Annotated in this window: 26 protein-coding genes; 11 read left to right on the forward strand and 15 right to left on the reverse strand. The window is 66.9% G+C overall.

Going from position 1 to position 23,629, the window contains the following annotated elements; translation table 11 throughout:
• Positions 1-65 precede the first annotated feature (65 nt).
• Together E4M00_RS14600 and E4M00_RS14605 are read left to right on the forward strand one after the other, a co-directional pair.
• Entirely contained in the window at positions 66-851 is a 786-nt protein-coding gene (locus E4M00_RS14600; protein ID WP_135121226.1) for a maleylpyruvate isomerase N-terminal domain-containing protein, read from the forward strand.
• 128 nt (positions 852-979) lie between these two features.
• Positions 980-1,972 (forward strand): NAD-dependent epimerase/dehydratase family protein, encoded by a 993-nt coding sequence (locus E4M00_RS14605; protein WP_135121227.1) that lies wholly within the window; start codon positions 980-982, stop codon positions 1,970-1,972.
• Positions 1,973-2,023: 51 nt separating this feature from the next.
• On the opposite strand, the gene E4M00_RS14610 is transcribed toward E4M00_RS14605, so the two are convergent.
• Together E4M00_RS14610 and E4M00_RS14615 are read right to left on the reverse strand one after the other, a co-directional pair.
• Positions 2,024-2,239, reverse strand: coding sequence for a hypothetical protein (locus tag E4M00_RS14610; protein ID WP_135121228.1), 216 nt, complete (start codon positions 2,237-2,239; stop codon positions 2,024-2,026).
• Between the two features lie 99 nt (positions 2,240-2,338).
• Entirely contained in the window at positions 2,339-3,505 is a 1,167-nt protein-coding gene (locus tag E4M00_RS14615) for an MFS transporter (protein WP_135121229.1), read from the reverse strand.
• A gap of 266 nt (positions 3,506-3,771) precedes the next feature.
• Here E4M00_RS14615 and E4M00_RS14620 point away from each other — a divergent pair, with 266 nt between their 5' ends.
• From E4M00_RS14620 to E4M00_RS14630, 3 genes are all read left to right on the forward strand, one after another.
• A complete protein-coding gene (locus E4M00_RS14620) occupies positions 3,772-4,050 on the forward strand; it encodes a hypothetical protein (RefSeq protein WP_135121230.1) in 279 nt (92 codons plus the stop codon).
• Positions 4,051-4,698: 648 nt separating this feature from the next.
• A complete protein-coding gene (locus tag E4M00_RS14625) occupies positions 4,699-4,887 on the forward strand; it encodes a hypothetical protein (RefSeq protein ID WP_135121231.1) in 189 nt (62 codons plus the stop codon).
• Positions 4,888-5,089: 202 nt separating this feature from the next.
• Complete coding sequence (locus E4M00_RS14630; RefSeq protein WP_204773016.1) at positions 5,090-5,569, forward strand: P-loop nucleotide/nucleoside kinase family protein; 480 nt, start codon at positions 5,090-5,092, stop codon at positions 5,567-5,569.
• Between the two features lie 87 nt (positions 5,570-5,656).
• On the opposite strand, the gene E4M00_RS14635 is transcribed toward E4M00_RS14630, so the two are convergent.
• Positions 5,657-6,025, reverse strand: coding sequence for a hypothetical protein (locus E4M00_RS14635; protein WP_135121232.1), 369 nt, complete (start codon positions 6,023-6,025; stop codon positions 5,657-5,659).
• Between the two features lie 189 nt (positions 6,026-6,214).
• Here E4M00_RS14635 and E4M00_RS14640 point away from each other — a divergent pair, with 189 nt between their 5' ends.
• The gene (locus E4M00_RS14640) at positions 6,215-6,766 is read left to right on the forward strand and encodes a hypothetical protein (protein ID WP_135121233.1); all 552 of its coding nucleotides are present in this window, start codon (positions 6,215-6,217) and stop codon (positions 6,764-6,766) included.
• 35 nt (positions 6,767-6,801) lie between these two features.
• On the opposite strand, the gene E4M00_RS14645 is transcribed toward E4M00_RS14640, so the two are convergent.
• The 3 genes from E4M00_RS14645 to E4M00_RS14655 all read right to left on the reverse strand — a co-directional run bounded on the left by E4M00_RS14645 (position 6,802) and on the right by E4M00_RS14655 (position 10,062).
• Positions 6,802-7,404, reverse strand: coding sequence for a hypothetical protein (locus tag E4M00_RS14645; protein ID WP_135121234.1), 603 nt, complete (start codon positions 7,402-7,404; stop codon positions 6,802-6,804).
• Between the two features lie 553 nt (positions 7,405-7,957).
• Positions 7,958-9,415, reverse strand: coding sequence for an amidophosphoribosyltransferase (gene purF, locus E4M00_RS14650; protein ID WP_135121235.1), 1,458 nt, complete (start codon positions 9,413-9,415; stop codon positions 7,958-7,960).
• A 155-nt stretch (positions 9,416-9,570) separates the two neighbouring features.
• Positions 9,571-10,062 carry a carboxymuconolactone decarboxylase family protein gene (locus E4M00_RS14655; protein WP_193555597.1) on the reverse strand — a complete coding sequence of 164 codons (492 nt, stop codon included), beginning with the start codon at positions 10,060-10,062 and terminating at the stop codon, positions 9,571-9,573.
• Positions 10,063-10,108: 46 nt separating this feature from the next.
• Here E4M00_RS14655 and pdxR point away from each other — a divergent pair, with 46 nt between their 5' ends.
• Positions 10,109-11,521 (forward strand): MocR-like pyridoxine biosynthesis transcription factor PdxR, encoded by a 1,413-nt coding sequence (pdxR, locus tag E4M00_RS14660; RefSeq protein ID WP_135121236.1) that lies wholly within the window; start codon positions 10,109-10,111, stop codon positions 11,519-11,521.
• Here pdxR and E4M00_RS14665 read toward each other — a convergent pair.
• Positions 11,502-12,116 (reverse strand): zinc-binding alcohol dehydrogenase, encoded by a 615-nt coding sequence (locus E4M00_RS14665; protein ID WP_135121237.1) that lies wholly within the window; start codon positions 12,114-12,116, stop codon positions 11,502-11,504. The genes pdxR and E4M00_RS14665 overlap by 20 nt on opposite strands.
• 92 nt (positions 12,117-12,208) lie before the next feature.
• On the opposite strand from E4M00_RS14665, the gene purM reads away from it, so the two are divergent.
• Positions 12,209-13,315, forward strand: a complete 1,107-nt coding sequence (gene purM / locus E4M00_RS14670) for a phosphoribosylformylglycinamidine cyclo-ligase (RefSeq protein ID WP_135121238.1) — start codon at positions 12,209-12,211, stop codon at positions 13,313-13,315.
• A 133-nt stretch (positions 13,316-13,448) separates the two neighbouring features.
• On the opposite strand, the gene E4M00_RS14675 is transcribed toward purM, so the two are convergent.
• On the reverse strand, positions 13,449-13,679 hold the full coding sequence (locus tag E4M00_RS14675; RefSeq protein ID WP_135121239.1) for a DUF3073 domain-containing protein: 231 nt from the start codon (positions 13,677-13,679) through the stop codon (positions 13,449-13,451).
• Between the two features lie 144 nt (positions 13,680-13,823).
• Between E4M00_RS14675 and E4M00_RS14680 the strand changes: the two genes are divergently transcribed.
• Positions 13,824-14,891, forward strand: coding sequence for an NAD(P)-binding domain-containing protein (locus tag E4M00_RS14680; protein ID WP_135121240.1), 1,068 nt, complete (start codon positions 13,824-13,826; stop codon positions 14,889-14,891).
• A 79-nt stretch (positions 14,892-14,970) separates the two neighbouring features.
• Here E4M00_RS14680 and crcB read toward each other — a convergent pair whose 3' ends face one another.
• The 6 genes from crcB to E4M00_RS14710 all read right to left on the reverse strand — a co-directional run bounded on the left by crcB (position 14,971) and on the right by E4M00_RS14710 (position 19,998).
• On the reverse strand, positions 14,971-15,339 hold the full coding sequence (crcB, locus tag E4M00_RS14685; protein WP_135121241.1) for a fluoride efflux transporter CrcB: 369 nt from the start codon (positions 15,337-15,339) through the stop codon (positions 14,971-14,973).
• On the reverse strand, positions 15,336-15,755 hold the full coding sequence (locus E4M00_RS14690; RefSeq protein ID WP_135121242.1) for a fluoride efflux transporter FluC: 420 nt from the start codon (positions 15,753-15,755) through the stop codon (positions 15,336-15,338). The genes crcB and E4M00_RS14690 overlap by 4 nt, the downstream gene beginning before the upstream one ends.
• Before the next feature lie 9 nt (positions 15,756-15,764).
• Positions 15,765-17,879 (reverse strand): APC family permease, encoded by a 2,115-nt coding sequence (locus E4M00_RS14695; RefSeq protein WP_240037165.1) that lies wholly within the window; start codon positions 17,877-17,879, stop codon positions 15,765-15,767.
• A 75-nt stretch (positions 17,880-17,954) separates the two neighbouring features.
• Entirely contained in the window at positions 17,955-18,482 is a 528-nt protein-coding gene (locus tag E4M00_RS14700; protein WP_135121243.1) for a GNAT family N-acetyltransferase, read from the reverse strand.
• Positions 18,483-18,514: 32 nt separating this feature from the next.
• Positions 18,515-19,129, reverse strand: coding sequence for a PadR family transcriptional regulator (locus E4M00_RS14705; protein ID WP_056165078.1), 615 nt, complete (start codon positions 19,127-19,129; stop codon positions 18,515-18,517).
• On the reverse strand, positions 19,126-19,998 hold the full coding sequence (locus E4M00_RS14710; RefSeq protein ID WP_135121244.1) for a DUF4097 family beta strand repeat-containing protein: 873 nt from the start codon (positions 19,996-19,998) through the stop codon (positions 19,126-19,128). The genes E4M00_RS14705 and E4M00_RS14710 overlap by 4 nt, the downstream gene beginning before the upstream one ends.
• A 211-nt stretch (positions 19,999-20,209) precedes the next feature.
• Between E4M00_RS14710 and E4M00_RS14715 the strand changes: the two genes are divergently transcribed.
• The gene (locus E4M00_RS14715; RefSeq protein ID WP_135121245.1) at positions 20,210-20,968 is read left to right on the forward strand and encodes a MerR family transcriptional regulator; all 759 of its coding nucleotides are present in this window, start codon (positions 20,210-20,212) and stop codon (positions 20,966-20,968) included.
• Positions 20,969-21,385: 417 nt separating this feature from the next.
• Here E4M00_RS14715 and yczE read toward each other — a convergent pair whose 3' ends face one another.
• Entirely contained in the window at positions 21,386-22,081 is a 696-nt protein-coding gene (gene yczE / locus E4M00_RS14720) for a membrane protein YczE (protein ID WP_204773017.1), read from the reverse strand.
• Between the two features lie 61 nt (positions 22,082-22,142).
• Here yczE and yczR point away from each other — a divergent pair, with 61 nt between their 5' ends.
• Entirely contained in the window at positions 22,143-23,618 is a 1,476-nt protein-coding gene (gene yczR, locus E4M00_RS14725; protein WP_135121246.1) for a MocR-like transcription factor YczR, read from the forward strand.
• Positions 23,619-23,629: the final 11 nt, after the last annotated feature.

Genomic DNA, 23,629 nt, shown 5'->3' on the forward strand with positions numbered 1-23,629 from the left:
GGGAGACGCCGCGTCGGTGCGAGAATCCCTGTCCGGGCATTCGAGCCCTGTGGTAGACCGGCAGGATGCACGAGATTCTCACGTTCCCTGATCAGCTGCGGCTGATCGACGAACGGTCGGCCGCCTTCGGCGCCGCGGTCGCCGCGACACCCAGCCTCGAGGTTCAGATGCTGACCCATCCCGCACGGACGCTGTTCGAACACGTACAGCATGTGGGCATGGGGCGCCGTAAGGCGGCTGCCATCGTCGCTGCCGGGCCCGCGAACGGTCCGCCGGAGGAGTCGGCGTGGGGAGGCGACACGGGTGCGCCTCGGGAGCGCGAGGCTCTCCTGGCCTGGTGGGTCGAATCCGTCGAGCACCTGCAGAGCGTGCTGCGCGAGGCTGGCCCCGATCGCGACTGCTGGACATGGTGGGCCGACTCGCCGTCGCCACAGACGTCCGGAGCCTGGGCGCGGCGGCAGCTGCATGAGATCGCGGTGCACACCTATGACATCCAGCTGACTGAGGGTGCCGCGGAGCCGATACCGGAGACCATCGCCCTCGACGGATTCGACGACTGCCAGTTCACCCTCTGCGCGACGACGGTCGCCTGGCCGCACGACCCCGCCATCGTCGACTACCACGCCACCGAAGGCCGATCCTGGCGCCTCCGACTATCTCCCGATGGCGCACAGGTCGCCCACCTCGCGCACGCTTCCGACGAGGGACACGTCACCGCAGACGCCTCCGCCCGGGGCACGGCGAGTGACTTGGTCCTCTTCTTCTACGACCGCATCCCGCTGGACTCGCTGGAGTTCGACGGCGACCGCCGCATCTTCGATCAGCTCGCAGACTGGGATCCGTCCGTCTGACAACCGACAGCTGCTGCCCGATCCTTCACCGGGAACCCGATTGTCTTCGACCGTGAGTGCCAGCAGTGTCCGGTCTGCCCTGAGCGGAAAGGGTGGCAGGCTTCACGCGGCTCTGAGAGCATGCGGAAATGAAGATCCTGGTGCTCGGCGGAACCGCATGGCTCAGTCGAGAAGTAGCGTCGACGTTCATCGGGCGCGGGCACGAGGTGACCTGTGTAGCCCGCGGATCGTCGGTCCCGGACGGCGCGCGTCTCGTGAACGCCGACCGAGACGCGGAGGATGCTCTGCGTCCAGTCTTGGGTGAACGGTGGGACGCCGTTGTCGACGTCGCGCGGCAGCCTGGGCATGTACGACGTGCGGTCCGCGACCTTGAAGATGCGGCGAGCTCGTACGTCTTCGTGTCGACCGTCAACGTCTACGCGTCGCACCACGACGTCGGCGCTGATGAGGAGGCTCCGCTGTTGGAGCCGCTGGCGGCGGACAGCTTCACTGATCCGGAGCTGTACGGATCTGCGAAGGTCGCCTGCGAGCACGCCGTGCTGGATTCGTTCGGAGCCGATCGTTCTCTGATCGCTCGCGCGGGGCTGATCGGTGGGCCGGGAGATCACACGCACCGCACCACGTACTGGCCCTGGCGTTTCGCCCATCCCGCCCGCAAGAACACGGTCCTGGTCCCGGATGCCCCGGAGCTTCCCACCGCGGTCATCGACGTCCGGGACCTTGCGGAGTGGCTGGTTCGATCCGCCGAGCGCCGCTTCACCGGGGTGTTCAACGCGACGGGCCCCGTCGTCTCATTCGATGAGCAGCTGGCGGCAGCGAGAGAAGCGGCCGACAGCACGGCCGAGGCCGTGCGAGCGCCCGAACAATGGTTGCGGGATCACGATGTCGTGGAGTGGGCGGGCGCCCGGTCCTTGCCACTGTGGCTGGCCGATCGTTCGTGGTACGGATTCAGCAGCCGGTCCAACTCTCGAGCATCTGCCGCCGGACTCGCCCTCCGCCCGCTCGTTCAGACACTTCGGGACGGCCTCGCAGCGCAGATGGACGCTGCGTCAGGAGACCTGACGAGCGGCCTGACCGATGATGAGGAACGGGCCCTCCTGGATGAACTGACGCACTCCTGACCTCAACCGGTCCGCCATCCGATCGACCAACGGGTGTGTCGGTGTCGAGCGCTACAGCGCGGCGAGCTCGTCGCGCAGCCGCTGCTTGGTGGCGTCGTCGACCCGACCGCCGACAGCGCCCAGTGCCGCGTCGAGGCTCATCCCCCTGGCAAGACCGATCATCGGGTTGGATGACACGCCCGGTGCGATGCGTTCGAGAATCGCAACCGCATCCGGATCATCCAGCAGAGTGCCGACCTTCACAGTGGAGATGTCGTACTTGCCCATGCTGCTCCTTCGTCTCGGTTTCATCCTGACATGCGTCGGTACCGCTCGCGAGGGATCCGCCCGTGGACCTCCGATCCGCTCGAGGCATCATGCTCGCTATCAGGCGGCGACCACGGCTGCCGATGCGGTCCGGTACGGGAGCATGAGAGCCGCCGAGGCGAGCCAGATGAGCCCGACGAGGCTGAGCAGCACACCACCGTCGACTCCGACGAAGGGCGCTATGAGCGCCGCCCCGAGCGCTCCCGCGGCGGCTCGGAGTCCGGATCCGACTGTGAAGACCTGGGCGCGCACGGAGGCGACACTGTTGATCGTGCGCAGCTCGAACATGGCTGCGACGCTCGGCGCCGAGAACAGGCCGGACAGCCCGACGAGGACGATCGTCCACGCGAGAGAGACGTTGAGGGCGCTGAGGGCCGTGAGAATTCCGGTGAGAGCGAAGCCACAGGCCATGACGAGCGCCGGAGGCAACGTGTCGATCGGACGGATCGCGACGGCGACGGCGCTCACGAGGGTACCGATGGAGAATGCCGTGACGATCCATCCGCCGGTTTCCGCCTGGTGCCAGTGCTGCATCGAGAACACGACAGCCGCGATGGGAAAGGCGCCGGCTCCGATCTGGGTGAGGGTGCTGGACGCCGTCACGAGCAGGAGCGGGCGGTGCCGCACGAGATAGACGGCACCCTGTGTCATACGCCTCCACAATCCGTCCGACATCCCGTGGGAGTGCGGCTTCGGTCGAAGCGCCAGCATCATGACGGCCCCGGCAAGACCGGCGGTGGCGAGCGACAGCGCCGCCCAGCGAGGGGACGCGATTGCAATGACGGCTGAGCACAGTGCCGGGCCGCTGACACCGGCGATGCTGTACGCGAGGGTGTCGGTGGCGTAGGCCGTGCGCTCCGGGGCGATCAGGCCCGTGACGAAGCTCGACAGTCCTCCCATGAGGACGGGCGTCACGCATCCCGCCGCGACCAGTGCGAGCAGGACGACGCCGAACGGAACCAACCCGAGCAGGGCGGCCGTCGCGTACCCGCCGGCCGACACCACGCCGGCCCCGAAGAGGAAGAGGCGGGGATGCCTGGCCGAGTCCAGCACCGCGCCGACGAGCGGTGAGAACACCACAGTCGGGGCCAGGGCCGCGGCGACGAGGACTGCTCCGGCCGCCAGGTCGTCCAGCTCGCGCAACGCGAGGATCGGGAACACGACGACTCCGCCCGCCGCGGCGATGCGCGACAGCACGGCCGCGACGAGGAATGTGAAGACCCGCACCCCGCCATCCTTCCGCCTGGCTCCGACACCGGCTTCTCGCCCATCATCCCAGCCGAAGCGATGGTGGCATGGCAGAAACCTCAGCCCGACAGGGGCACAGTCCATTGTTCACGTCGTCGTCTTCGCTGCATGGTCCATGCCTCCGCGACAAGCCCGATTGGCTTGCGCCTCTCCGAGTGGGTCTCAGTCCCTTCATTACTAATGGGAGGACCGTCCAAATTCGAGGTGGTCATGTGGTGAGGACGATCGTTGTTAAGATCCCGCTCATGGCTTACCGATTCCAGCGCATGCTCGAACTGACTTGGTTGCGCAGCACCCTCCTAGAGAAGGTGATGATTGTCTGGGGTGTTATCGGGACCGCACTCATGTTCGTGATCGCCGTCGCTGTTTGGGTCACCGGTAGCCAGTGGGTGATGAACGTAGCCGCCGTCCTGATCGCGCTTTACGCCCCTGCAGGTTTCTACTGGATCTACAAGGATGGGCTGGCACGTTTGAAGCGCGCCGACCGTCGGCAGCGAACTGCTACCGAAGTGAAGTCAGAGTAGCCAAGGCAACATCCAAACGACTGCTCCCGACGCGTCGCTCGGATTCGATGATGGATGGCTGACCGGTACTCTCAGCCCATGTTGACGAAAGAGTCTCGTGCGTCGCACGACACCGGGCCAGCCCGACATGCTCCGTACGACCCCATCGGGACCGCGTCCCTCGCACTAGCCATTTCAGCCTTTGCTGCGTTCCTGCTCGGGGCTGTGGTTGGAGCGGCAATGAACTTCTCGAGTATTCGTGAGATTGCTGACCTTCGCACGATCTTTGGTTGGTTGGGCGTTGGAGCCGGTACGGTGCTCGCCATTTCGGCTCTCGTTCTGTCACTGATAGCGGTGTCTAAGACGAGTCTGATCAGCTCAGGTGGTCGACGGCGCGCGCTCTGGGGCCTGGTCATTTCGGGAGCGAATCTTGTCCTGTGGCCTGCGCTATTTTCAGGGGTTGTGTGGCTGATTCTCTATCCCGATCATTTTTTACCCCGATAGCGTGTAGGCGCGGTCGCTGCAGCGTGGGCTAGAGGCGGTCCTGTCCCGACCTGGGTGATCCGCACAGCGAATCAAACCCTGCCGCCAAATCGAGCGCAGACCTGGTATCCAGTCGCCCCGTACCACGCGAGGCGTTCGCAGAGCGATCGGCATACGCTGTCGGTGATGCCGACCGAAGGATTCGCCGTGTCTAATGAGAACACTCCTGACCACCACATCTCCACGACGGATGAGCCGAGCGTTCCTGAGCTCGAGGCTGACGAAACCATACCGCCGCGGCCGGAGGAGGAGATCGCCGACGTGCTGCGCGCCGAGCCCGACCTTGAGGATCACAGCCAGCATCCAGAGGCTTGAGCCGCGTCAGACGACGATCCTTCAGTGTGGTGGACGACCCTACCCGTCATGCACCATTGGCTCGCGCGCGAAGCTTCCGAAAGGGAGCTCGGAAGTACGGCTTGTGTTTAGGGCGTGTGGATCAGGCCTGATCTGACCCAGACCAGCGGTGAGCGGAGCGTTGCAGGTCTCAACGTCATTGGCGGAGCGTAACCTCGGCCCGGTGGCAGTGAGCGAGACAGGGCGACCTAGAGTCGTGATGATGTGCGGACCAGGCGGTTCAGGCAAGACCACGTACGCCAAGCGGCTAGAGCGCGAGGGCTGGACGCGGTTGTCGTTCGAGGTGGAGTTCTGGGATCGCGGAATCACGACGATGCCCTCCACCGAAGTGGTCGCTGAGGTGGCGGCAGATCTGAAGGCGCGCTTGCTGCGTCATGTCGCGGCGGGGGACGATGTCGTGCTCGACTTCGGATTCTGGTTTCGCCGACAACGCGATGAGTTCCGCGCACTGCTCGCACCGCAGGGCATCGTGCCGGAAACTGTGTACATCGCAACGAGCCTGGAGACCATCCTGAGCCGAGTCGATGATCGACACGGCAAGCGAGCGGACGATTGGCCGCTCACCGAACAGACCGCGACGGAGTATTTCGAGCGGTTCGAGCCGCCGACGTCCGAGGAGGGGCCGCTCGACGTGGTCCTTTAGGTGTGCAGGAGCGGGCGTACACAGCGAGATTGAGTGCTTCGTCCTACTGCAGTGAGGGATCGGGCTGCGACGGTTCAGCAGGACGTTCTAGGCGAGAAGACCAGGGTGGGCGATACGGCGCCGAAACCATTCCGCGGCAACAGCCGCGGCCGCGGCCACCGACACATCATCGACGGCAAGTCCATCCGGCGATGATGTGTCAATATGCGCGTCAGCTGCGCGAACACCGTCATCCCAGTTCAAGCAAGCAGGGCTCCATCCGCCGCGAAGCGAGTGCCCGTCATAGTCCAGCCGAAGCGTCTTGCGCACGGCGTCACCTACAACGAAGTCATGAGACACGATCATCCACGGTGAGCCGACCTCGTCGAAGTGGTACCAGGCCTCCAGCCCGGGAACTTGGACCGACAACAACGTAAAGAAGGTGGACTCAGCCTCGGTCGGGTCTTCGTCTCTCACATTGCGAGTCTCGCGAATCAGCGCACGCCTGTCCAACTTGGTCTCGACGACGGGATCCGTAAGCCGGTCCCTCAGGGGACTCGTTCTCAGTGTCGGTGTGTGTGGCGGCCTGTAAGTCCAGACGCGGACCCGTGATGATTAGGGCCATGACTGACGCAGTGCGCCACTCCCGCTTCGCGGACTACGTTTGTGCGTGACTATCGCCCCGGGCAATGGGTCACGCTCGACGCTCGGACAGCGCGTAAAGAGTTCAGAGAACTGATGCGAGAAATGCCGTCGAGGATCGATGAGCTTCAGAACCTTCTCAAGAAGTATGGGCTCGAGCTTGGCGCCGACGCCGCATCCCTCCAACGACTGAATGACTGGTTTCTCAGCAATATCACCGCTGATAGGGAAGGGATCTACCCGACGAAGGAATGGCGCTCTGTGGCGCTGGACATAGGACTGTTCATTGGCGAGCATGCTCGACGGGAACGCCCCACCCTGCGGTGGGAAATCGTCTCAACTGGACCGTCATTCGTGGACTACCGCCGCCACGTGTTGAGCGGCTTCACAAATGTTCCGTACACGAAGTATCGCTTCAGTCCGTCAAACGCAGTTTTCGTGTATGCGCTCAATGCGATCGCCGGCGATGAGGACGAGATCGTATTGGTTGGGGACATGCCCATGTCTTTCACTCACCGTCCGTTGGACCGGGATGAGTTACCCAAACTCATGTCTGGCCTTCTTGAGAGGGCGTGAGTCGTCTGGCTACAGGCGAGCAGCGCTCCGACGATTCAGTCCCTTCCCGCCGCCGGGATGCGATCAAGCGCCTTCTGCGCTTCCTTCCTTATGTAGGGCCGAGGATGGTCGAGTAGTTGCTTCAGCTTTCGCCTAGCTTTCCCGGCTCGGAGTCGAACCAGTGCAGAGATCGCGTGGGCGACAACGTCGTCATCATCCAGGAGCTCGATGAGTAGGTCGACGGCACGGGGATCCTTTGACTTCCGCATCCCATAGACCACCATCTGGCGCGATTCGCCATACCCCACATCGACTGCAATCCGCGCTAGGTCGTCGAAATGCGAATCACTCCAGAGAACGTCCAGAGCATTTCCGGCCGCCCACCGTTTTCCGGATTCGTCAGGAGACATTGAGGAGAACACCGCAAGCATCGGCTCGAGAGCTAACGGTTTCGCCCATGGAACGGTCAACGCACGAATAACGACTTCTTGCTCGATCCCGTCGAGTCGGGTCAACCAATCGATCAGCACAGGTACGGCGTCGACGTAGCGCCACGCCTTCAGCTCATCAATCCGCCTGATCGGGTATCCGACCGCATTCAGGTCGTCGATTAAGGATCCGTGTTCATCAGCGAACAACGGTGGAGCGTCACCGGTCATTGCAGCCGCCCGGTGTGACTGACAGGTCAGGGGTGGGTAAGGATATGCGTCCCGGCGATCGGATGTCTCCGGCTGAAAAACCACTCACTGCGGGCGCCATCCCGACTCCTCGTCGCATACAACAGGGTAGAACTCGCTCAAAGTGCGTTCGAGGCCTTCAAGGGCATCCCAATACCGCTCGCCCCAGTCAGCTGGGTCATCGTAGGCGGACGATCCTCGAGTCGCGCTGTAGTCCTGCAAACCGGCCATGCCCCATATCCGTCGCAGCAGTATGCACACCTGATCAACCGGTGCGGTCGCCGGATCCGGCTCGATCACCTTCCGAATCACCTCGAACCAAGGCGGTGCATCCGTTGGGCCGGCCTCATCCAACACTGCCCGGACAAGCCGAAGCGAGTCCGAAACCTCCGTCCACATCTTGTTCATTCAGTTCCCGGGTCCGTCCGTGTGCTTCAGGACTCTGGTCCAATTGTTGACAGTTTGAACTCCCGGCGGGTCGACCAGCGTCGGGGTCCCGCCCGCGGAGGAGCTCAGCAGGCGAGGACCGAAACTCCTAGGAGAGCTGCGTACGCTCGACCCAGTCGAGGTACTCGGGCGTCACTGTGCCGGTGACGTACTCGCCCGTGAAGCACGAGAGGTCGAGGTCGGTCACGTCGCTGCCCTCGATGATGGCCGAACGCAGGTCGGCCACCTCTTGGTAGATCATCGCGTCGGCACCCAGCTCGGCACCGATCTCGGGGATCTTGCGTCCGGCGGCGATGAGCTCGGTGCGGGACGGCATGTTGATGCCGTAGACGTGCGGGTAGCGCACGGGAGGAGCAGCCGAGGTGAAGGTCACCTTGTTCGCACCCGCGGCGCGCGCCATCTCGACGATCTCCTTGGAGGTCGTGCCGCGCACGATCGAGTCGTCGACGATCAGGATGTTCTTGCCCTTGAACTCCGTGCCCATGGCGTTCAGCTTCTGGCGCACGCTCTTCTTGCGCTGGGCCTGGCCCGGCATGATGAATGTGCGGCCGACATAGCGGTTCTTGTAGAAGCCCTCGCGGTACTCGATGCCGAGCTTCTGGGCCACCTGCATGGCGGCCGGGCGCGACGAGTCCGGAATCGGCATGACGACGTCGATGTCGCCCTTGTCCATGTGGGTCGCAATGGTGTCGGCCAGGCGATCGCCCATGCGCAGGCGCGCCTCGTATACGGAGATGCCGTTCATCACCGAGTCGGGGCGCGCGAGGTAGACGTACTCGAACGAGCACGGCACCAGGCGGGGGTTCCGAGCGCACTGCTTCGAGTGCAGCGTGCCGTCGAGCGAGATGAAGATGGCCTCACCCGGAGCTACGTCGCGCACGATCTCGTAGTCGCCGTTCTCGAGAACGAGCGACTCGGATGCGACGATCCACTCCTCTTTGCCGGCATCCGTCACGCGGCGACCGAGGATGAGGGGGCGGATGCCGTACGGGTCGCGGAACGCCAGGAGGCCGTAGCCCGCGATGAGCGAGATGACGGCGTAGGAGCCCTCGACGCGCTCGTGCACCTGGGTGACGGCGTCGAAGATCTGGGCGGGGTCGAGCGAGAGCGAGGTGATCTGGCCCTGCAGCTCGGTCGCGAGCACGTTGAGCAGCATCTCGGTGTCGCTCGCCGAGTTCACGTGGCGGCGGTCGATGCGGAACAGGTCGTCGCTGAGTTCGCGGGTGTTCGTGAGGTTGCCGTTGTGCACGAGGATGATGCCGTAGGGCGCGTTCACGTAGAACGGCTGCGCCTCGTCTTCACGCTCGGCGGCGCCCTTCGTGGCGTACCGCACGTGGCCGAGGCCCATGTTGCCCATCAGGGAGCGCATGTCGCGGGTGCGGAATGCCTCGCGCACCTGCCCCTTGGCCTTCGTGATGTGGAAGGTCGGGCCGTCGGCCGTCGCGATTCCGGTCGAGTCCTGCCCGCGGTGCTGCAGGAGGAGAAGGCTGTCGTAGACCTGCTGATTGGCCGCCTCAGTCGAGACGATGCCGACGATGCCGCACATGCGGAAAGGGCTCCCGGGGGTTGGCTTTTCGGCCCTGATTCGGACCGCGTCAAGTCTCGCACATCGCAGCCTGCGGATTCGCTGCACGGATGCCGCACCGCGCTCATGTGAGCGGCGGAACCGTCAGGGGTGGTGGGGGAGTGGATGCGTCGGGCTCAGTCGCGATCGCGCCGAGGGCGCCATGCTCGTGTGGTCACCGCGATCGCGTTCCACGCGTTGATCGTCACGACGGCGGAGAGGAGAGCGCCGACTTCGTCGTCCGAGAAGACGGCGCGCGCTTCGGCGACGACCTCGTCCGGCACGTGGGTGTCGGCCAGAAGAGTCACCGACTCGGTGAACGCGAGGGCGGCCCGCTCGCGCGCAGTGAAGAAGCCGGACTCCTGCCACACCGCGACGGCGTGCACGCGCTGGTGGGTGTCGCCGGCCGCCACGGCCGACTTGCTGTGCTGGTCGACGCAGTAGGCGCATCCGTTCAGCTGAGAAGCCCGCAGGCGGATGAGTTCCCGAAGCCGCGCGTCGAAGCCCACCCGGTCGAGTTCGGCTGTGGCCGCCTCGTCGAGAGCGCTCATGGCTCGGGAGTATCCGGGCGTCACGCTGTCGAAGTCGATGCGCACCGGGATGCTGATGAAGGTGTCCGTTGTCGTCATGCTTCCCACCGTAGGAAAGAATGGCGCACTGATACAGTCCATTCCTATGAGCGAATCATGGGCCAATTCAGGCCTCGATCTGCATCTCGACCTCGGCCGCACGCGCCGGGCGGCGTCAGTCGAGGCTGCGATTCGCGCCGCCATCCTCGACGGCCGTCTGGCACCGGGATCCAGGCTGCCGCCATCGCGGTCTCTCGCCGCCGACCTCGGCATCGCGCGCAACAGCATCGCGGACGTCTACGGACGACTCGTCGCCGAGGGGTGGCTCGAGTCGCGTGTCGGCTCGGGAACCTGGGTGAGCGATCGACGGGTGATCGCTCCCGAACGGTCCCGCGTGGGCACGGATTCGGCCTTCGCGCTCGACCTGCGCGGCGGTCTTTCGGATGCGTCGGGGTTCCCGCGGTCGGAGTGGTCGGCGGCGACACGACGAGCCCTCGCCCGAGCCGACGCGGTTTCGTTCGGCTACGGGGATCCTGCCGGGCATGAATCCTTGCGCACGTCCCTGGCCACCTACCTCGGCCGGGCCCGCGGAGTCTGGGCGGAACCCGACCGCGTCGTCGTGATGCACGGTTTCGGCGAGCTCCTCGCCGTTGTCGGTCGGGCGCTCGTTGCCCGCGGTTCCCGGCGTATCGGCGTCGAGGCCTACGGTCACGAGCGGCATCGGCGCATACTCAGCGCCGCCGGTCTCGACGTCGTCCCGCTCGGCATCGACGCGGAGGGCGCCGACGTCACCCGGCTCGACCAGCTCGGGATCGACGCCCTACTGCTCACTCCCGCCCACCAGTTCCCCACCGGCGTGCCGCTGTCGCCGTCCCGGCGGGTCGAGGTCGTGCGCTGGGCGGAGCGCTCGAACGGCCTCGTCATCGAAGACGACTACGACGGGGAGTTCCGCTTCGACGGCCGCACCATTGGCGCCCTGCAGGCGCTCGCCCCGGAACGCATCGTCTATGCAGGCACCGCGAGCAAGAGCCTCGCCCCGGCGGTCGGGCTGGCCTGGGCCGTGGTTCCCCCGGACCTCCGGGCTGGCGTGCTCGAGCAGCGGTTGCTGCTCGGCTCCTCGGTCGACTCGCTCGCGCAACTCTCGCTGGCCGAGTTCATCGACGGCAACCAGTACGACAGGCACCTGCGTTCGTTGCGGTCGATGTATCGCGAGCGCCGCCGGCACCTCGAGGAGGTACTCGGCAGGCGGCTCCCCGGGTTCGCTGTCACGGGAATGGCAGCCGGGTTGCACTGCTTGCTGGAGCTGCCGCCCGGTGTCGAGGAGGCCGATGTCGAGAGGGAGGCGGCCGAGCGTGGGCTGCGCGTCGAGGGCATGGCGCGCTACCTCGCCCCGGGTGCCGCCCCGAGCGCCGTCCGTGCCCTCGTGCTGGGCTTCGGAGCTCCGCCGCCGCACCGCTACGACGAGGCGCTCGGCATCATCGCCGAGGCCGTGGTGGCGGCTACGCGATCTCCGCGATGATCGGGTGGATCGCCGCGTCGAAGGCTGCGGCATCCGTTCTCAGGGAATCGGTCACGGCCACGGTGAGAGATCCGATCCACCAGACGCCGCGCTCGGCCAGGGGAAGCACCTCGACGTTGAGCTCGAAGGAGTGCGCCCGACGCCCGACCTCGCGTTCGTGCTCGGCGATGGTGCCTGCATAGGCGCGGTAGCTGTCGGACGGGCGACCGCTCGATGCCTTCGTGTAGCCGCTGCGCGCCCATTCCACCCACGAGGTCGCAGCGACGTGCAGCGGACGGATGGCCGCGGCCAGGTCGTCGGCGCCCGATGTGGGCAGGGCCACCCAGGTGCCGTACTCGTCGATGAGTTCAAGGGGAACCGCCGACGGATGCGCCTCCGGCTCGACCGTCATCGCCCACCACTCGCGCCACTGGCGTTCGAGGCGGTCCTGCTCGTCGACGTCACGGTCCGGGGTGTCGCCGACGGGAACTCCGCGGAGGCGGGGCAGGTCGGTGGGGGAGGCGATGTGCAGGGTCTCACGCAACCACAACGCGAGGAGCACGGGGATGCTCGAATCCTCGTGGATCATCCAGGACGGCTGACCGTCGGCGCTCATGGCGTGGATTCTACGCCGCAGAAGGGGTGCAGGCGCGGATCCACGCGGATCGACGCGGAACCGCCGCCTCGCCGAGCCGGTACTCTGGACGCGTGAGCGCCAACTCGTCCTACGCCGCAGCCGGAGTCGACACCGCTGCTGGCGATCTCGCCGTCGAGCTGATGAAGGAGGCCGTCGCCAAGACGCACGGCCCCAACGTCCTGGGAGGCGTCGGCGGGTTCGCCGGCCTCTACGACGTGTCGTTCCTCACGCGGTTCAAGCGGCCCTTGCTGGCCACCTCGACCGACGGCGTCGGCACGAAGGTCGCCATCGCGCAGGCCATCGACAAGCACGACACCATCGGCCAGGACCTCGTGGGCATGGTCGTCGACGACATCATCGTCGTGGGCGCGACCCCCCTCTTCATGACCGACTACATCGCCTGCGGCAAGGTCGTGCCCGAGCGCATCGCGTCCATCGTCGGCGGCATCGCGAAGGCCTGCGCGGAGACCGGAACCGCCCTCGTCGGTGGCGAGACCGCTGAGCACCCCGGACTCCTCGGCCCTGACGACTACGACGTGGCCGGCGCTGCCGTCGGCGCCGTCGAGGCCGACGCGCTGCTCGGCGCCGACCGGGTGCAGCACGGTGACGTCGTCGTCGCGCTGTCGTCGTCGGGCCTGCACTCCAACGGCTTCTCGCTCGTCCGCCACATCCTGAGCGAGGGCGGCATCGGCTACACGGACTCCCTCCCCGAGCTCGGCGGTCTCGTGGGCGAGGCACTGCTCGAGCCCACGCGCCTCTACACCGGACCGCTCGTGCGCCTGCTCGGTGACCCCGACCTCGCGGGGGCCGTGCACTCCCTCAGCCACGTGACCGGTGGAGGTATCGCCGCCAACCTCGCCCGCGTGCTGCCCGTCGGAAGCTGGGTCGAGCTCGACCGCGCCAGCTGGTCGCCGTCGCCGGTGTTCCGTGTGCTGAGCGACATCGCAGGCTCCAGCCTCGAGAGCTCGGAGGGCACCTGGAACCTCGGCATCGGCATGTTCGCCGTCGTGGCGGCGGATGCGGCTTCCGACGTCATCGCCCGCATGCAGGCCGAGGGCATCCCGAGCTGGATCGCCGGCCGTGTTTCGACGGCGGCGAACGACCTCAGCTCCTTCGTACAGGGCGAGAAGGGCGTGAACGGCGGAGCCGTGCGCCTGATCGGCAGCTACGCGGCCTGATCCGCGGTCAGCGGGTCAGCGGGTCAGCGGGTCACCCGGCCACCCGGCCATGCCCGCGAGCGCGATCGACCGCGCGGCGAACGCGAAAGCGCGACGCGAGTGATCGCGCCGCGCTGAAGAAGACGATAGAACGCTACGCGCGCTTCTGCTCGTCTTCGGTCGCATAGTGGTCGACATACTCGTCGGACTCGCTGGCCTCGTACTCGGGCCACTTGGCGAGGTCCTCATCGAGCCGCTCGTCGACGACACGAGCATCGCCGTGCGTCAACTCACGCTCCAAGGCACCGTAATTGGTGTCGGGGCTGAAGTACTTGAGCTCGCGAGCGACCTTGGTGTGCTTCGCCTTCTGACGGCCACGCCCCATGCGAGACCCCCTCACAATGCTGGCCGGTGGCGTGATCGCCTCCCGGACTGTGGACCGGATTAATGAAAACTTCCCCGTAGTTTAGCATGGAGGACTGGCCGGACTTCCGTCTGTGCCCACAGTGCCGCCACGGGAAGAGGGTGTATGTCCATCGCGGCGACCACTGTGGTGGTCATCGGTGCCGGTCAAGCCGGATTGTCGGTGGCGTACTACCTGAAGCGGTTCGATCTGGAGCCCGGAGTCGACTTCCAGGTGCTCGATCGCGGCCCGGCCCCGGGCGGCGCCTGGCAGCACCGCTGGGAGGCCCTGAAGCTCGGCACGGCTCACCGCGTGAACGATCTGCCGGGCATGGCCGAGATGGGCCTGAGCTTCGACACCGCCGACCGCAGTTGGGCGGCGCGGGAGATCGTCGGTGCCTACTACGGCAGCTACGAGCAGTTCTACGGACTCAAGGTGCGCCGGCCCGTCGAGGTGTCGAGCGTGGAGAACGCCGGCGTCGACCTGCTGGTGCACCACTCCCAGGGTGAGACCCGCACTCGCTTCCTGGTGAACGCCACGGGCACATGGGGCTCGCCGTTCGTGCCCTATTACCCGGGCATGCGCGACTTCGCGGGCCGCCACGTGCACACCTCCGACTACGTGTCCGCCGAGGAGTTCCGCGACCAGAACGTGGTCGTCGTGGGCGGCGGCACCTCTGCCATCGGTTTCCTGCTCGAACTCGAGGGCGTTGCCGCAAGCACGGTCTGGGCCTCGCGCCGACCCATCGACTGGGTGGAGGGGGAGGCGCTCGATCTCGAGGGAGCATCCGCCGCCGTCGCAGCGCAGGATGAGGCCGCCCGCTCGGGCCGAGCGCTGCCGAGCATCGTGAGCGGGACGGGCGTGCCCAAGAGCCGACGCATCGCTGCGGGCATCGAGCGCGGCGTGCTCGACGCCCGTCCGATGTTCGAGCGCATCGAGGCCGACGGCGTGCGCTGGAGCGACGGATCGTTCTCCCCGGCGGATGCCATCATCTGGGCGACGGGATTCAGGCCCGAGTTGCGTCAGCTCGCACCGCTCAAGCTGCGTGAGAAGGCCGGCGGCGTGAGCGTCGGTGCCGGCGCATCGTGGAGCGACCCGCGGGTGTTCCTCGCGGGCTACGGACCGCAGGCTTCCACGATCGGTGCCCAGCGCGCCGGCCGCATGATCGCGCGGCAGATCGTGGCGCTGCTGTAATCCCCGCTCGCAGAGCCCGCGCGAAGCGCGCGGCCGAAGCGTGTGTCAGTGCGCTTCGGACGCGGACTTCGTCCGGTCCTCAGCGAACGGATAGGTACGCGCCCAGTGTGACCGCGAAGCCCAGGGCGAGCGTGACGGCGATGTTCAGCACTGCCGCCCTCCATCGTCCGCCCTCGGCGAGTTCGATGGTCTCGACGGTCCAGGTGCTGAAGGTGGTGAGGCCGGCGCAGACGCCGCTCAGGATGACGAACTGCCATTCGGGTGAGACCGCCGCACGCTCGGCGAGCCCCAGGGTCAGTCCGCCGACCAGCGATCCGACGACGTTGACGATCAGCACGCCGCGCGGGAGGTGTCCGGGTACGACGGGCAGGGCCTTGGTCACGAGGTAGCGGATGACGGCACCGATCGCCCCGCACAGCAGGGTGGCGATCACGACGAGAGGGGTCACAGGGTGTCTCCCTCCTGGATCTCACCGGGCATCATGAGGTGCGCCAGCGTCGATCCGAGGCGGAGGCCGGCGAACGCCGCAGCGAGGCCGAGCACGAGCGAGGCCACGAGGTAGACGGATGCCGGGCCGACGGCATCCGCAGCACCCATGCCCACCACCGAGACCATGACGGCGGAGAACGTGGTGAACGAACCGAGCACGCCGGCGCCCAGCCCGGCGCGCACCCAGTGCGGCAGACCGGGCCGCTTCCAGAGCATCCCCACAAGCAGCCCGAGCACGAGCGCGCCCAGCACGTTGATGATGAGCGTCGACCACGGGAACTGCCCGCCTGAGTGCGGCAGGGCTGCGTCGATGGAGAGGCGCAGCGCGGTGCCGATCAGCCCGCCGACGAAGACGGCGGCGAGGTCACGGGGCATGCCCCGAGACTACTTGCGCTTGCGTCGACGCGACGCGGCCGGCCGCGAGACGCCGGGCGCCACAGGGGGAGGAGCGACGGTCGTGGTCGTGATCATCGCGGGCGGCATCGGGGCACGAGGCACCGGCCGCACCGGCTCGCCGCGGCGGTCCTGGCCCGGCAGCGGGCGTGACCGGCGGCCGTAGAGAAGATCGGAGGAGTCGAGCAGCCACGGCACCAGCGCAATGGTGACGCCGTGCACGAGCATCAGCTTCTGACGGATGCGGCGGGCCTTGTGGTTGTGCAGCAGGGACTCCCACCAGTGGCCCACGATGTACTGCGGCATGTAGATGGTCGTCACCTCGGACCCGTGCTCGGCCCGGCGATCCTTCACGTGACGGATGACGGGATAGCTGAGGTCGCGGTAGGGCGACTGGATGATGCGCAGGGGCACCTGGATGTTCATGCGCACCCAGTCCTTCTTGACCTGCTTCGTCTCCTCGTCGTCGATGGAGACATGCACCGCCTCGAGGCTCTCGTGGCGAGCGGCGATGGCGTAGTCGAGGGCCTTGAGCACGGGCTTCTGCACCTTGCCGACCAGCACGATGGCGTGGTCGCCCGTGGCTCCGAAGGTCGTGGTGGGGTCGGCCTCGACCTCCGTGGCGACGTCGCGGTAGTAGCGGTTCACGCCCATCATCAGCAGGAACAGGATCGGCATCATCACGAAGACGATCCACGCGCCGTGGGTGAACTTCGTGATGGTCACCACGACGAGCACGATGCCGGTCATCCCGGCGCCGAGTGCGTTGATCGACAGGCTCTTGACGATGGAACCGCGGTGGGCCCCCGGAGTCTTCAGCTCGCGCAGCCAGTGCCGCACCATGCCGGTCTGGCCGAGCGTGAACGACACGAAGACGCCGATGATGTACAGCTGGATGAGCACGGTGAGGTTCGCCTGGAACACCACGAGGATGAGGATGGCAGCGAGTCCCAGGAGCAGCACGCCGTTGGAGTAGATGAGTCGGTCACCACGCGTGGAGAGCGACTTGGGGGCGTAGCCGTCCTTGGCTAGCACGGAGCCGAGCAGGGGGAAGCCGTTGAAGGCCGTGTTGGCCGCGAGCAGCAGCACGAGGGCTGTGGCCGCCTGGATGAGGAAGAACATGATGGTGCTGTTGCCGAAGACGGCCGCAGCGATCTGGGCCATGAGCGAGAGCTGCGGCGCTGTCGCGCACTCGGCCCAGCCCTGGAGCGAGCACGGGTTCTCCGCGTAGTGCACGTTCGAGATGAGGGCGAGAGCGGTCAGTCCGACGAACAGCGTGATGGCGATGCCGCCCATGATCACGAGGGTGTGCTGCGCGTTCTTGACCTTGGGCAGGCGGAAGGCCGGAACGCCGTTCGCGATGGCCTCGACGCCCGTGAGCGCGGAGCATCCGCTCGCGAAGGAACGCAGCAGCAGCAGCACGATCGCCGCCTGGGTCAACTGCTCTCCCTGCACGGTGTACGCGGCGGACGCGGCGACCGGTGCGGTCCCGAAGATGGTCTGGCCGAGGCCGACCACGATCATCAGGAAGACACTGCCGATGAAGATGTACGTCGGGATGGCGAAGGCCTTGCTGGACTCGCTCACTCCGCGCAGGTTCACGGCCGCGAGGACGATGACGAAGAACACGGCCAACTCGACCCGGAACGGCGCGAGCCAGGGGAGGGCCGAGATGATGTTGTCGACTCCGGATGCCACCGACACGACGACGGTCATGACGTAGTCGACGAGGAGGGCCGAGGCGACGACGAGGCCGGCCTTCTCGCCGAGGTTCTTGTGTGCGACCTCGTAGTCCCCGCCGCCCGACGGGTAGGCCTTGACCAACTGGCGGTACGACAGGACGACGGTGACGAGCAGCACGACGACCGCCAGTGCCACCCACGGGGCGAACGCGAGGAAGGAGAGGCCGCCGAGCAGCAGGATCATCAGGAGTTCCTGGGGCGCGTAGGCCACCGAGGAGAGCGGGTCGCTCGCGAAGATCGGGAGGGCGAGGTGCTTCGGAAGCAACTGCCCCTCGAGTCGTTCGCTCGGGAGCGGGTCGCCGATGATCCAGTGTTTCGGCGACTTCAGTTCTGGTGGAGGCGTGGATGCCCCGTCATTTGCCACGGGGGACAAACCTACTCACTCGGTGAGCACTGTCAAGTTCCACACGTTTCCCTCACGGATCCCTTACGCGTGACGCTACTCCCCGGCTCCGACGATGGGACGAGGCTCGAGAGTGAATTCCCAGTCGTTGCAGCGGATGGGGTTGCCCGGCGGGTACTCGAAGTCCATCTCCCGGTTGAAGGTCATGCCGGCCTTCGCGCAGATCGCGTTCGACGCCGCGTTGTCGGTGCGCGGATACGCGTGCACCGAGCGCCTGCCGCCTACGAACCGGGCATGGTCGAGTGCTGCGATGAGTGCTCGCGTGCCGATGCCCTGGCCCTGGTACCAGGGTTCGACGCTCCATCCCGTCTCGTAGACGGCCGTGTCGTCGTGCACGGCGTTCCAGTAGCCGATGACCCCGACGCCCTCCGGATGCTCCGGCGTGACGATGCGGAACATGTGGGCCTCGCCATCGCGCCCGAGGCGGAGGTAGCGCTCGTGGCGGGTGCGCAGCTTCTCCTCGGTCTCGCTTCCCCCGAGGTAGGTCATCATCTCGGGGGCGTTGCTGCGCCTCAGTGTCTCGAGGTCGTCGGCGGCCCACGGCTTCAGTGTCACTTCTGCCATGACCACATCACACCATGGGCCGCCGACAGGTGTCAGTCCTTCGTGGGCAGCGAGTCGACGAACTCCGTGCGCAACTCGACGAGCCGCTGGCGCAGCAGGTTGACGTTCGCGTCGGTCACTCCCCCGCGCGCGGCCTGCAGACGCAGGTCGGTGCGCAGCTGCTGACGGAACTCGTTGATCGCGACGTCGGCATCGCGCACGGCGCGGTTGGTCTCCGACGTGACGCTGTCGCTGGCGCGGGTGGTCGTGCCGGAACGCCGGGCGTCGCGGGCGGCGCTCGCCAGATCGGCGCGCAGGCTCTTCATCGCGGAGCTGACCTCGGATCGCACCTCATCGGCGAGGCGCCGCACGGAGTCGGTCACCTCGTCCTCGATGCCGGCGAGCTCGGGCTCTCGGGCGGCGAGTTCGGCGCGACCGGCATCCGTGATCTCGTAGACGGTCTTGCGGCCGTCGGTCGACTTGGTGACCAGCCCCTCCTCCTCGAGCTTCGCGAGGCGGGGGTAGATGGTGCCGGCGCTCGGGCTGTAGGTGCCGCCGAAGCGGTCGCTCAGTGCTGTGATGAGCTCGTAGCCGTGGCGGGGCTGCTCGGCCAGGAGGCTGAGCAGGTAGAGGCGCAGGTTGCCGTGGGCGAAGACGGGCGGGGTCATTCTGCGGCCTGCCCGTCGTTCTGCTCGGCCTGGTCGGTCGAGGCCGGAGACTCGGCCGGCACCACGGTACGGCCGACGATGGAGACGTCGCCGGCGACGGAGTTGGCCTGCAGGTCGAGCCAGGATCCGCCGTCGAGCGAACCCGTGACGCGCTCGAAGCCCTTGCCCAGCGTGCCCTTCACGGTCACGTCGTCGAGCTGCACCTTCCCGCTCACAGTGTTGATGCGGTAGCGAGCGCCGTCGCCGCGGACGAGCCGCAGCGTCAGGTTGCCCGACACGGTGTTGCTGTTGACGTACGAGGGGGTGCCCGACGCGTCGACGACGATGTTGCCCGAGACGCCGTCGGCCGAGAACCGGCTGATGTCGCCGCTGGCGATGAGGTCGCCCGAGACCGTGTTGGCCCGGATGCGACCGGTGTGGTGACCGACCGACAGTTCGCCACTGACGGAGTTGAGTTCGAGGTCGCCGGTGATGTTGTCTGCGACGATGTCACCCGAGACCGTGCTGAGACGGGCGTCGGTCTCGAGTCCGGCGATCAGGGCGTCGGCCGTGACGACTCCGAGCTTCAGCTCGACGTCGCGCGGCACGAGGACGCTGACCTCGGCCTTGGCGTGCCCGCGGAAGCCCTTGAACACCTCGATGAAGTTGTCCCAGCGCACCATGGGGTGATCGATCACCAGACGGTCGCCGTCGATCTCGACGGTGAGCTCCTTGCTCGTGACTGCGCTGACCTCGACCCGGGCGTTCGGTTCGTCGTGGCCGATGATGTTCACGCGTCCGCCGATGAGGCTGACCTTGAGCTTGCGGACGAGCTCGAGGTCGATGACCTTCGTCTGGCCGGGCTGGATGACCCATTTCTCGATCGCCATGGTGTTCTCCTTGCTGTGTCCTGCGGGGTGGCATCCGCGATTCGGATGCGGGAAAGACGTTATTCGCGATATATCGCGTGTGCTGCTGAAATCACGATATATCGCGTTATGCCTCGATGCAAGACAATCAGCGAAAATACAGCTTGACCTTGACGCAACGTCAACTTGTACCGTGGAGGCATCGCACGGAGGAACGAGAGGAGGTCGACGCATGGACTGGTCCATTCAGGAGATCGCCCGGCTCGCGGGGACCACGAGCCGAACACTTCGCCATTACGGCGAGGTCGGACTGCTCGAGGCGACCCGCACCGGGAGCAACGGCTACAGGTACTACGACGAGCAGGCGCTGGTGCGGTTGCAGCGCATCCTGCTGCTCCGCGACCTGGGGCTCGGGCTCCCCGCCATCGGCGAGGTGCTCGAGAACGAGCGGGACTCCGGGCGGGCGCTGCTGAACCACCTCACGTGGCTGCAGCGCGAGCAGGACCGGCTGGCGCGACAGATCGCGTCGGTCGAGAACACGATTCTGGGAATGGAGGGAGGTGAACAACTGATGGCAGAGAACATGTTCGACGGGTTCGACCACACCGAGTACAAGGAGGAGGTCGAGGACCGTTGGGGACAGGACGCGTACGCGAAGAGCGACGCGTGGTGGCGCTCGATGAGTGCCGCGGAGAAGAAGGACTGGCAGCAGCGCCAGGCGGCGCTCGCCGCCGACTGGGCCGAGGCCGCGAATCGCGGTGCGGCACCGGACAGCGACGAGGCCCAGGCCCTGGCGAAGCGCCAGGCCGACTGGCTCGGCGGCATCCCGGGAACTCCGGGCAGCGCGCAGGGCCGCCCGACGAAGGAGTACTTCGTCGGGCTCGGCGAGCTGTACGTGGCCGACGAGCGCTTCGCGGCGAACTACCGCGGAACGCAGGGGGCGACCTTCGTGCGCGACGCGATGAAGGTCTATGCGGAGAAGCTGGGCTGATCCGCTTACGCCTCCGCTGATCGAGTAGCGACCGAGCGCAGCGAGGACGCGTATCGAGATCACACCGGCGTCAGCGCGACGCTGGCAGTGGTCTCGATACGGCTGCTCGCTGCGCTCGCGGCCTACTCGACCAGCGGGGGTCTCAGCGGGTCGGCGTGCGCCGGTAGCCGTCGCGGACGAGGGCGACGACCGTGCCGACGATGCCCCACAGGGCGAGGATGGCGATGGCTGCGAGGGTGACGAACATGGGACACCTCCTGGTGCGTTGGGTGGATTGAGGGTCGTTCGCCTTCTGGCCGTTCGCTGAGGCCCGACGAAGTCGCGGTCGAAGCGCATGAGAAGGGCGCGCTGAGGAGCGCTTCGACCGCGGACTACGTCCGGGCCTCAGCGAGCGGGTTCGGTGAGAGTGAGTGGCGCCTAGTTCGCCGGGGAGTCCACGGCCGGCTCCGAGGGGGTCACGTCGCCTTCGAGCACCTGTTCGGTTGCGGCATCCGTCGCCTTCGTGGGCTGCGTGATGGCGAAGAACGGGATGGCCCAGCCGCAGAGCGGTCCGACGAGCAGCGCGAAAGCGAGCGTTCCGATGCCGACGTTGCCGCCCAGCGCCCAGCCGATGGCCACGACGACGACCTCGATGCCCGTGCGGACGGTCCAGATCTTCCAGCCGGTCCGGCGGTGCAGGCCCGTCATCAGGCCATCGCGCGGACCGGGACCGAAGTGGGCTCCGATGTAGAGGCCGGTGGCACCGGACAGCACGAGCAGGCCGGCGATGAAGACGAAGATGCGCGCGACGAGCGGCAGGTCCGTGGGGATGAGCGCCAGGCCGATGTCGGCCGACGGGCCGACGAGGAGGGCGTTCAGCACGGTTCCGATGCCGGGCCGCTGCCGCAGGGGGATCCAGAGCAGCAGCACCACGCCGCTGGTGAGGATGGTGATGAGTCCGAAGCTCAGGCCCGTGTGCTTCGCGATGCCCTGGGTGAGCACGTCCCAGGGGGCTGCTCCGATCTGACCGCGCACGATGAGCGAGATGCCGATTCCGTAGAGGAACAGTCCGACCAGGAGCTGCGCGATGCGGCGGCTCATGAGGAGGGGGGCGGATGCGGCGGTCGAGGTCATGATGCAATCCAATTACACGATTGGCCTTTCATCCAATATCCAATTCACCTAAAGTGGCCTTATGGCTGAGACAGTGCTGACCGCCCGCTCTGTGGAGAACCTGCTCGGGGACTGGCGTGCTGGGGGCGCCGCGGCCTATATGGCCTTGGCGGAGCGCATCCGTCTGTTGATGCTCGACGGGCGCATCCCCGTCGACACCAGGCTGCCGGCCGAGCGTGAACTCTCGGAGCGCCTCGGAGTCAGCCGCACGACCGTCACCGCCGCCTACAGGCACCTGCGCGAGGCCGGCTACCTCGACAGCGTGCGCGGATCCGGCAGTGCTGCGAGGCTGCCGGGAGCGCGCCTGGCCGCCGCGCCCTCGCACGACGCCGGCTTCCTCGACTTCAGTCAGGCGACGACTCCGGCCATCCCCGGTCTCGCCGATGATGCGCGCGCCGCCGTGGAGGAACTGCCGCTCCACCTCGGCGGCCACGGCTTCGACCCCGTCGGCATTCCGTCACTGCGCGAGGCGCTGGCGCAGCGGTACAGCGACAGGGGGCTTCCCACCAGTCCGGACCAGATCATGGTGACCATCGGCGCCCAGCACGCCATCGCCCTGCTGGCGCGCACCCTCGTCAGCCGCGGTGATCGCGCCGTCATCGAGGTGCCGACCTATCCGCACTCCTACGAGGCCCTGCGCGCGGCGGGAGCCAGGCTCGTGCCCGTCGGCATCACTCCGCAGAGGGATGCCGCGGCTCGTGCCGGCGGGCTCGCCGACGACGGCTCCGACGATGACGGCGCCGACGAGGCCGACGACCTCGTGCAGGCCATCAGCTTCAGCAACCCGGCCCTGGCCTACCTCATCCCCGACTTCCACAACCCGACGGGGCGCTCGATGACGGTGGAGGCGCGCGAGAGGATCCTCGCGGCCGCGTCGCGTCAGGGCACGATCATCGTGGCCGACGAGACCACCGCCGAGATGGACATCGACCGCCAACAGTCCTACCTGCCGCTCGCCGCCTACGGCGACGCCGTGATGATCGGGTCCGTCGGCAAGACCGTCTGGGGCGGGTTGCGTCTCGGCTGGATCCGCGCCGAGGCTCCGCTCATCCGCCGACTGGTGGCCAACAGATCGCACAACGACCTCGGAACGCCCATTCTCGACCAGCTGGTGGTGAAGCAGGTGCTGCGCCGGATGGACGAGGTGCTCGCCATCCGCCGGGAGCAGCTGCGGGTGGGCCGGGATCACCTCGAGGGCCGCCTCGCCGAGACCTTCCCGGACTGGACCGTGCCGCACGTGAACGGGGGCCTCGCCACCTGGGTGAACCTCGGCACTCCGGTGAGCTCGCAGCTCGCCCTCGGCGCCCGTGCACACGGACTCATCATCGCCGCGGGCCCGCGCTTCGGCATCGACGGCGCCTTCGAGAGGTTCCTGCGCATCCCGATCGGCTACACGCCGGACGAGACCGATCGCGCCGTCGAGGCTCTCGCGCGTTCCTGGGCCGCTCTCGGCTCGCACCCGGTTCCGGATGCTCCCTATCTGGCCGCGGTGGTCTGAGGCGTCAGCCC

This window comes from Orlajensenia leifsoniae, from assembly GCF_004570845.1.
Taxonomy (GTDB): Bacteria; Actinomycetota; Actinomycetes; order Actinomycetales; family Microbacteriaceae; genus Orlajensenia; species Orlajensenia leifsoniae.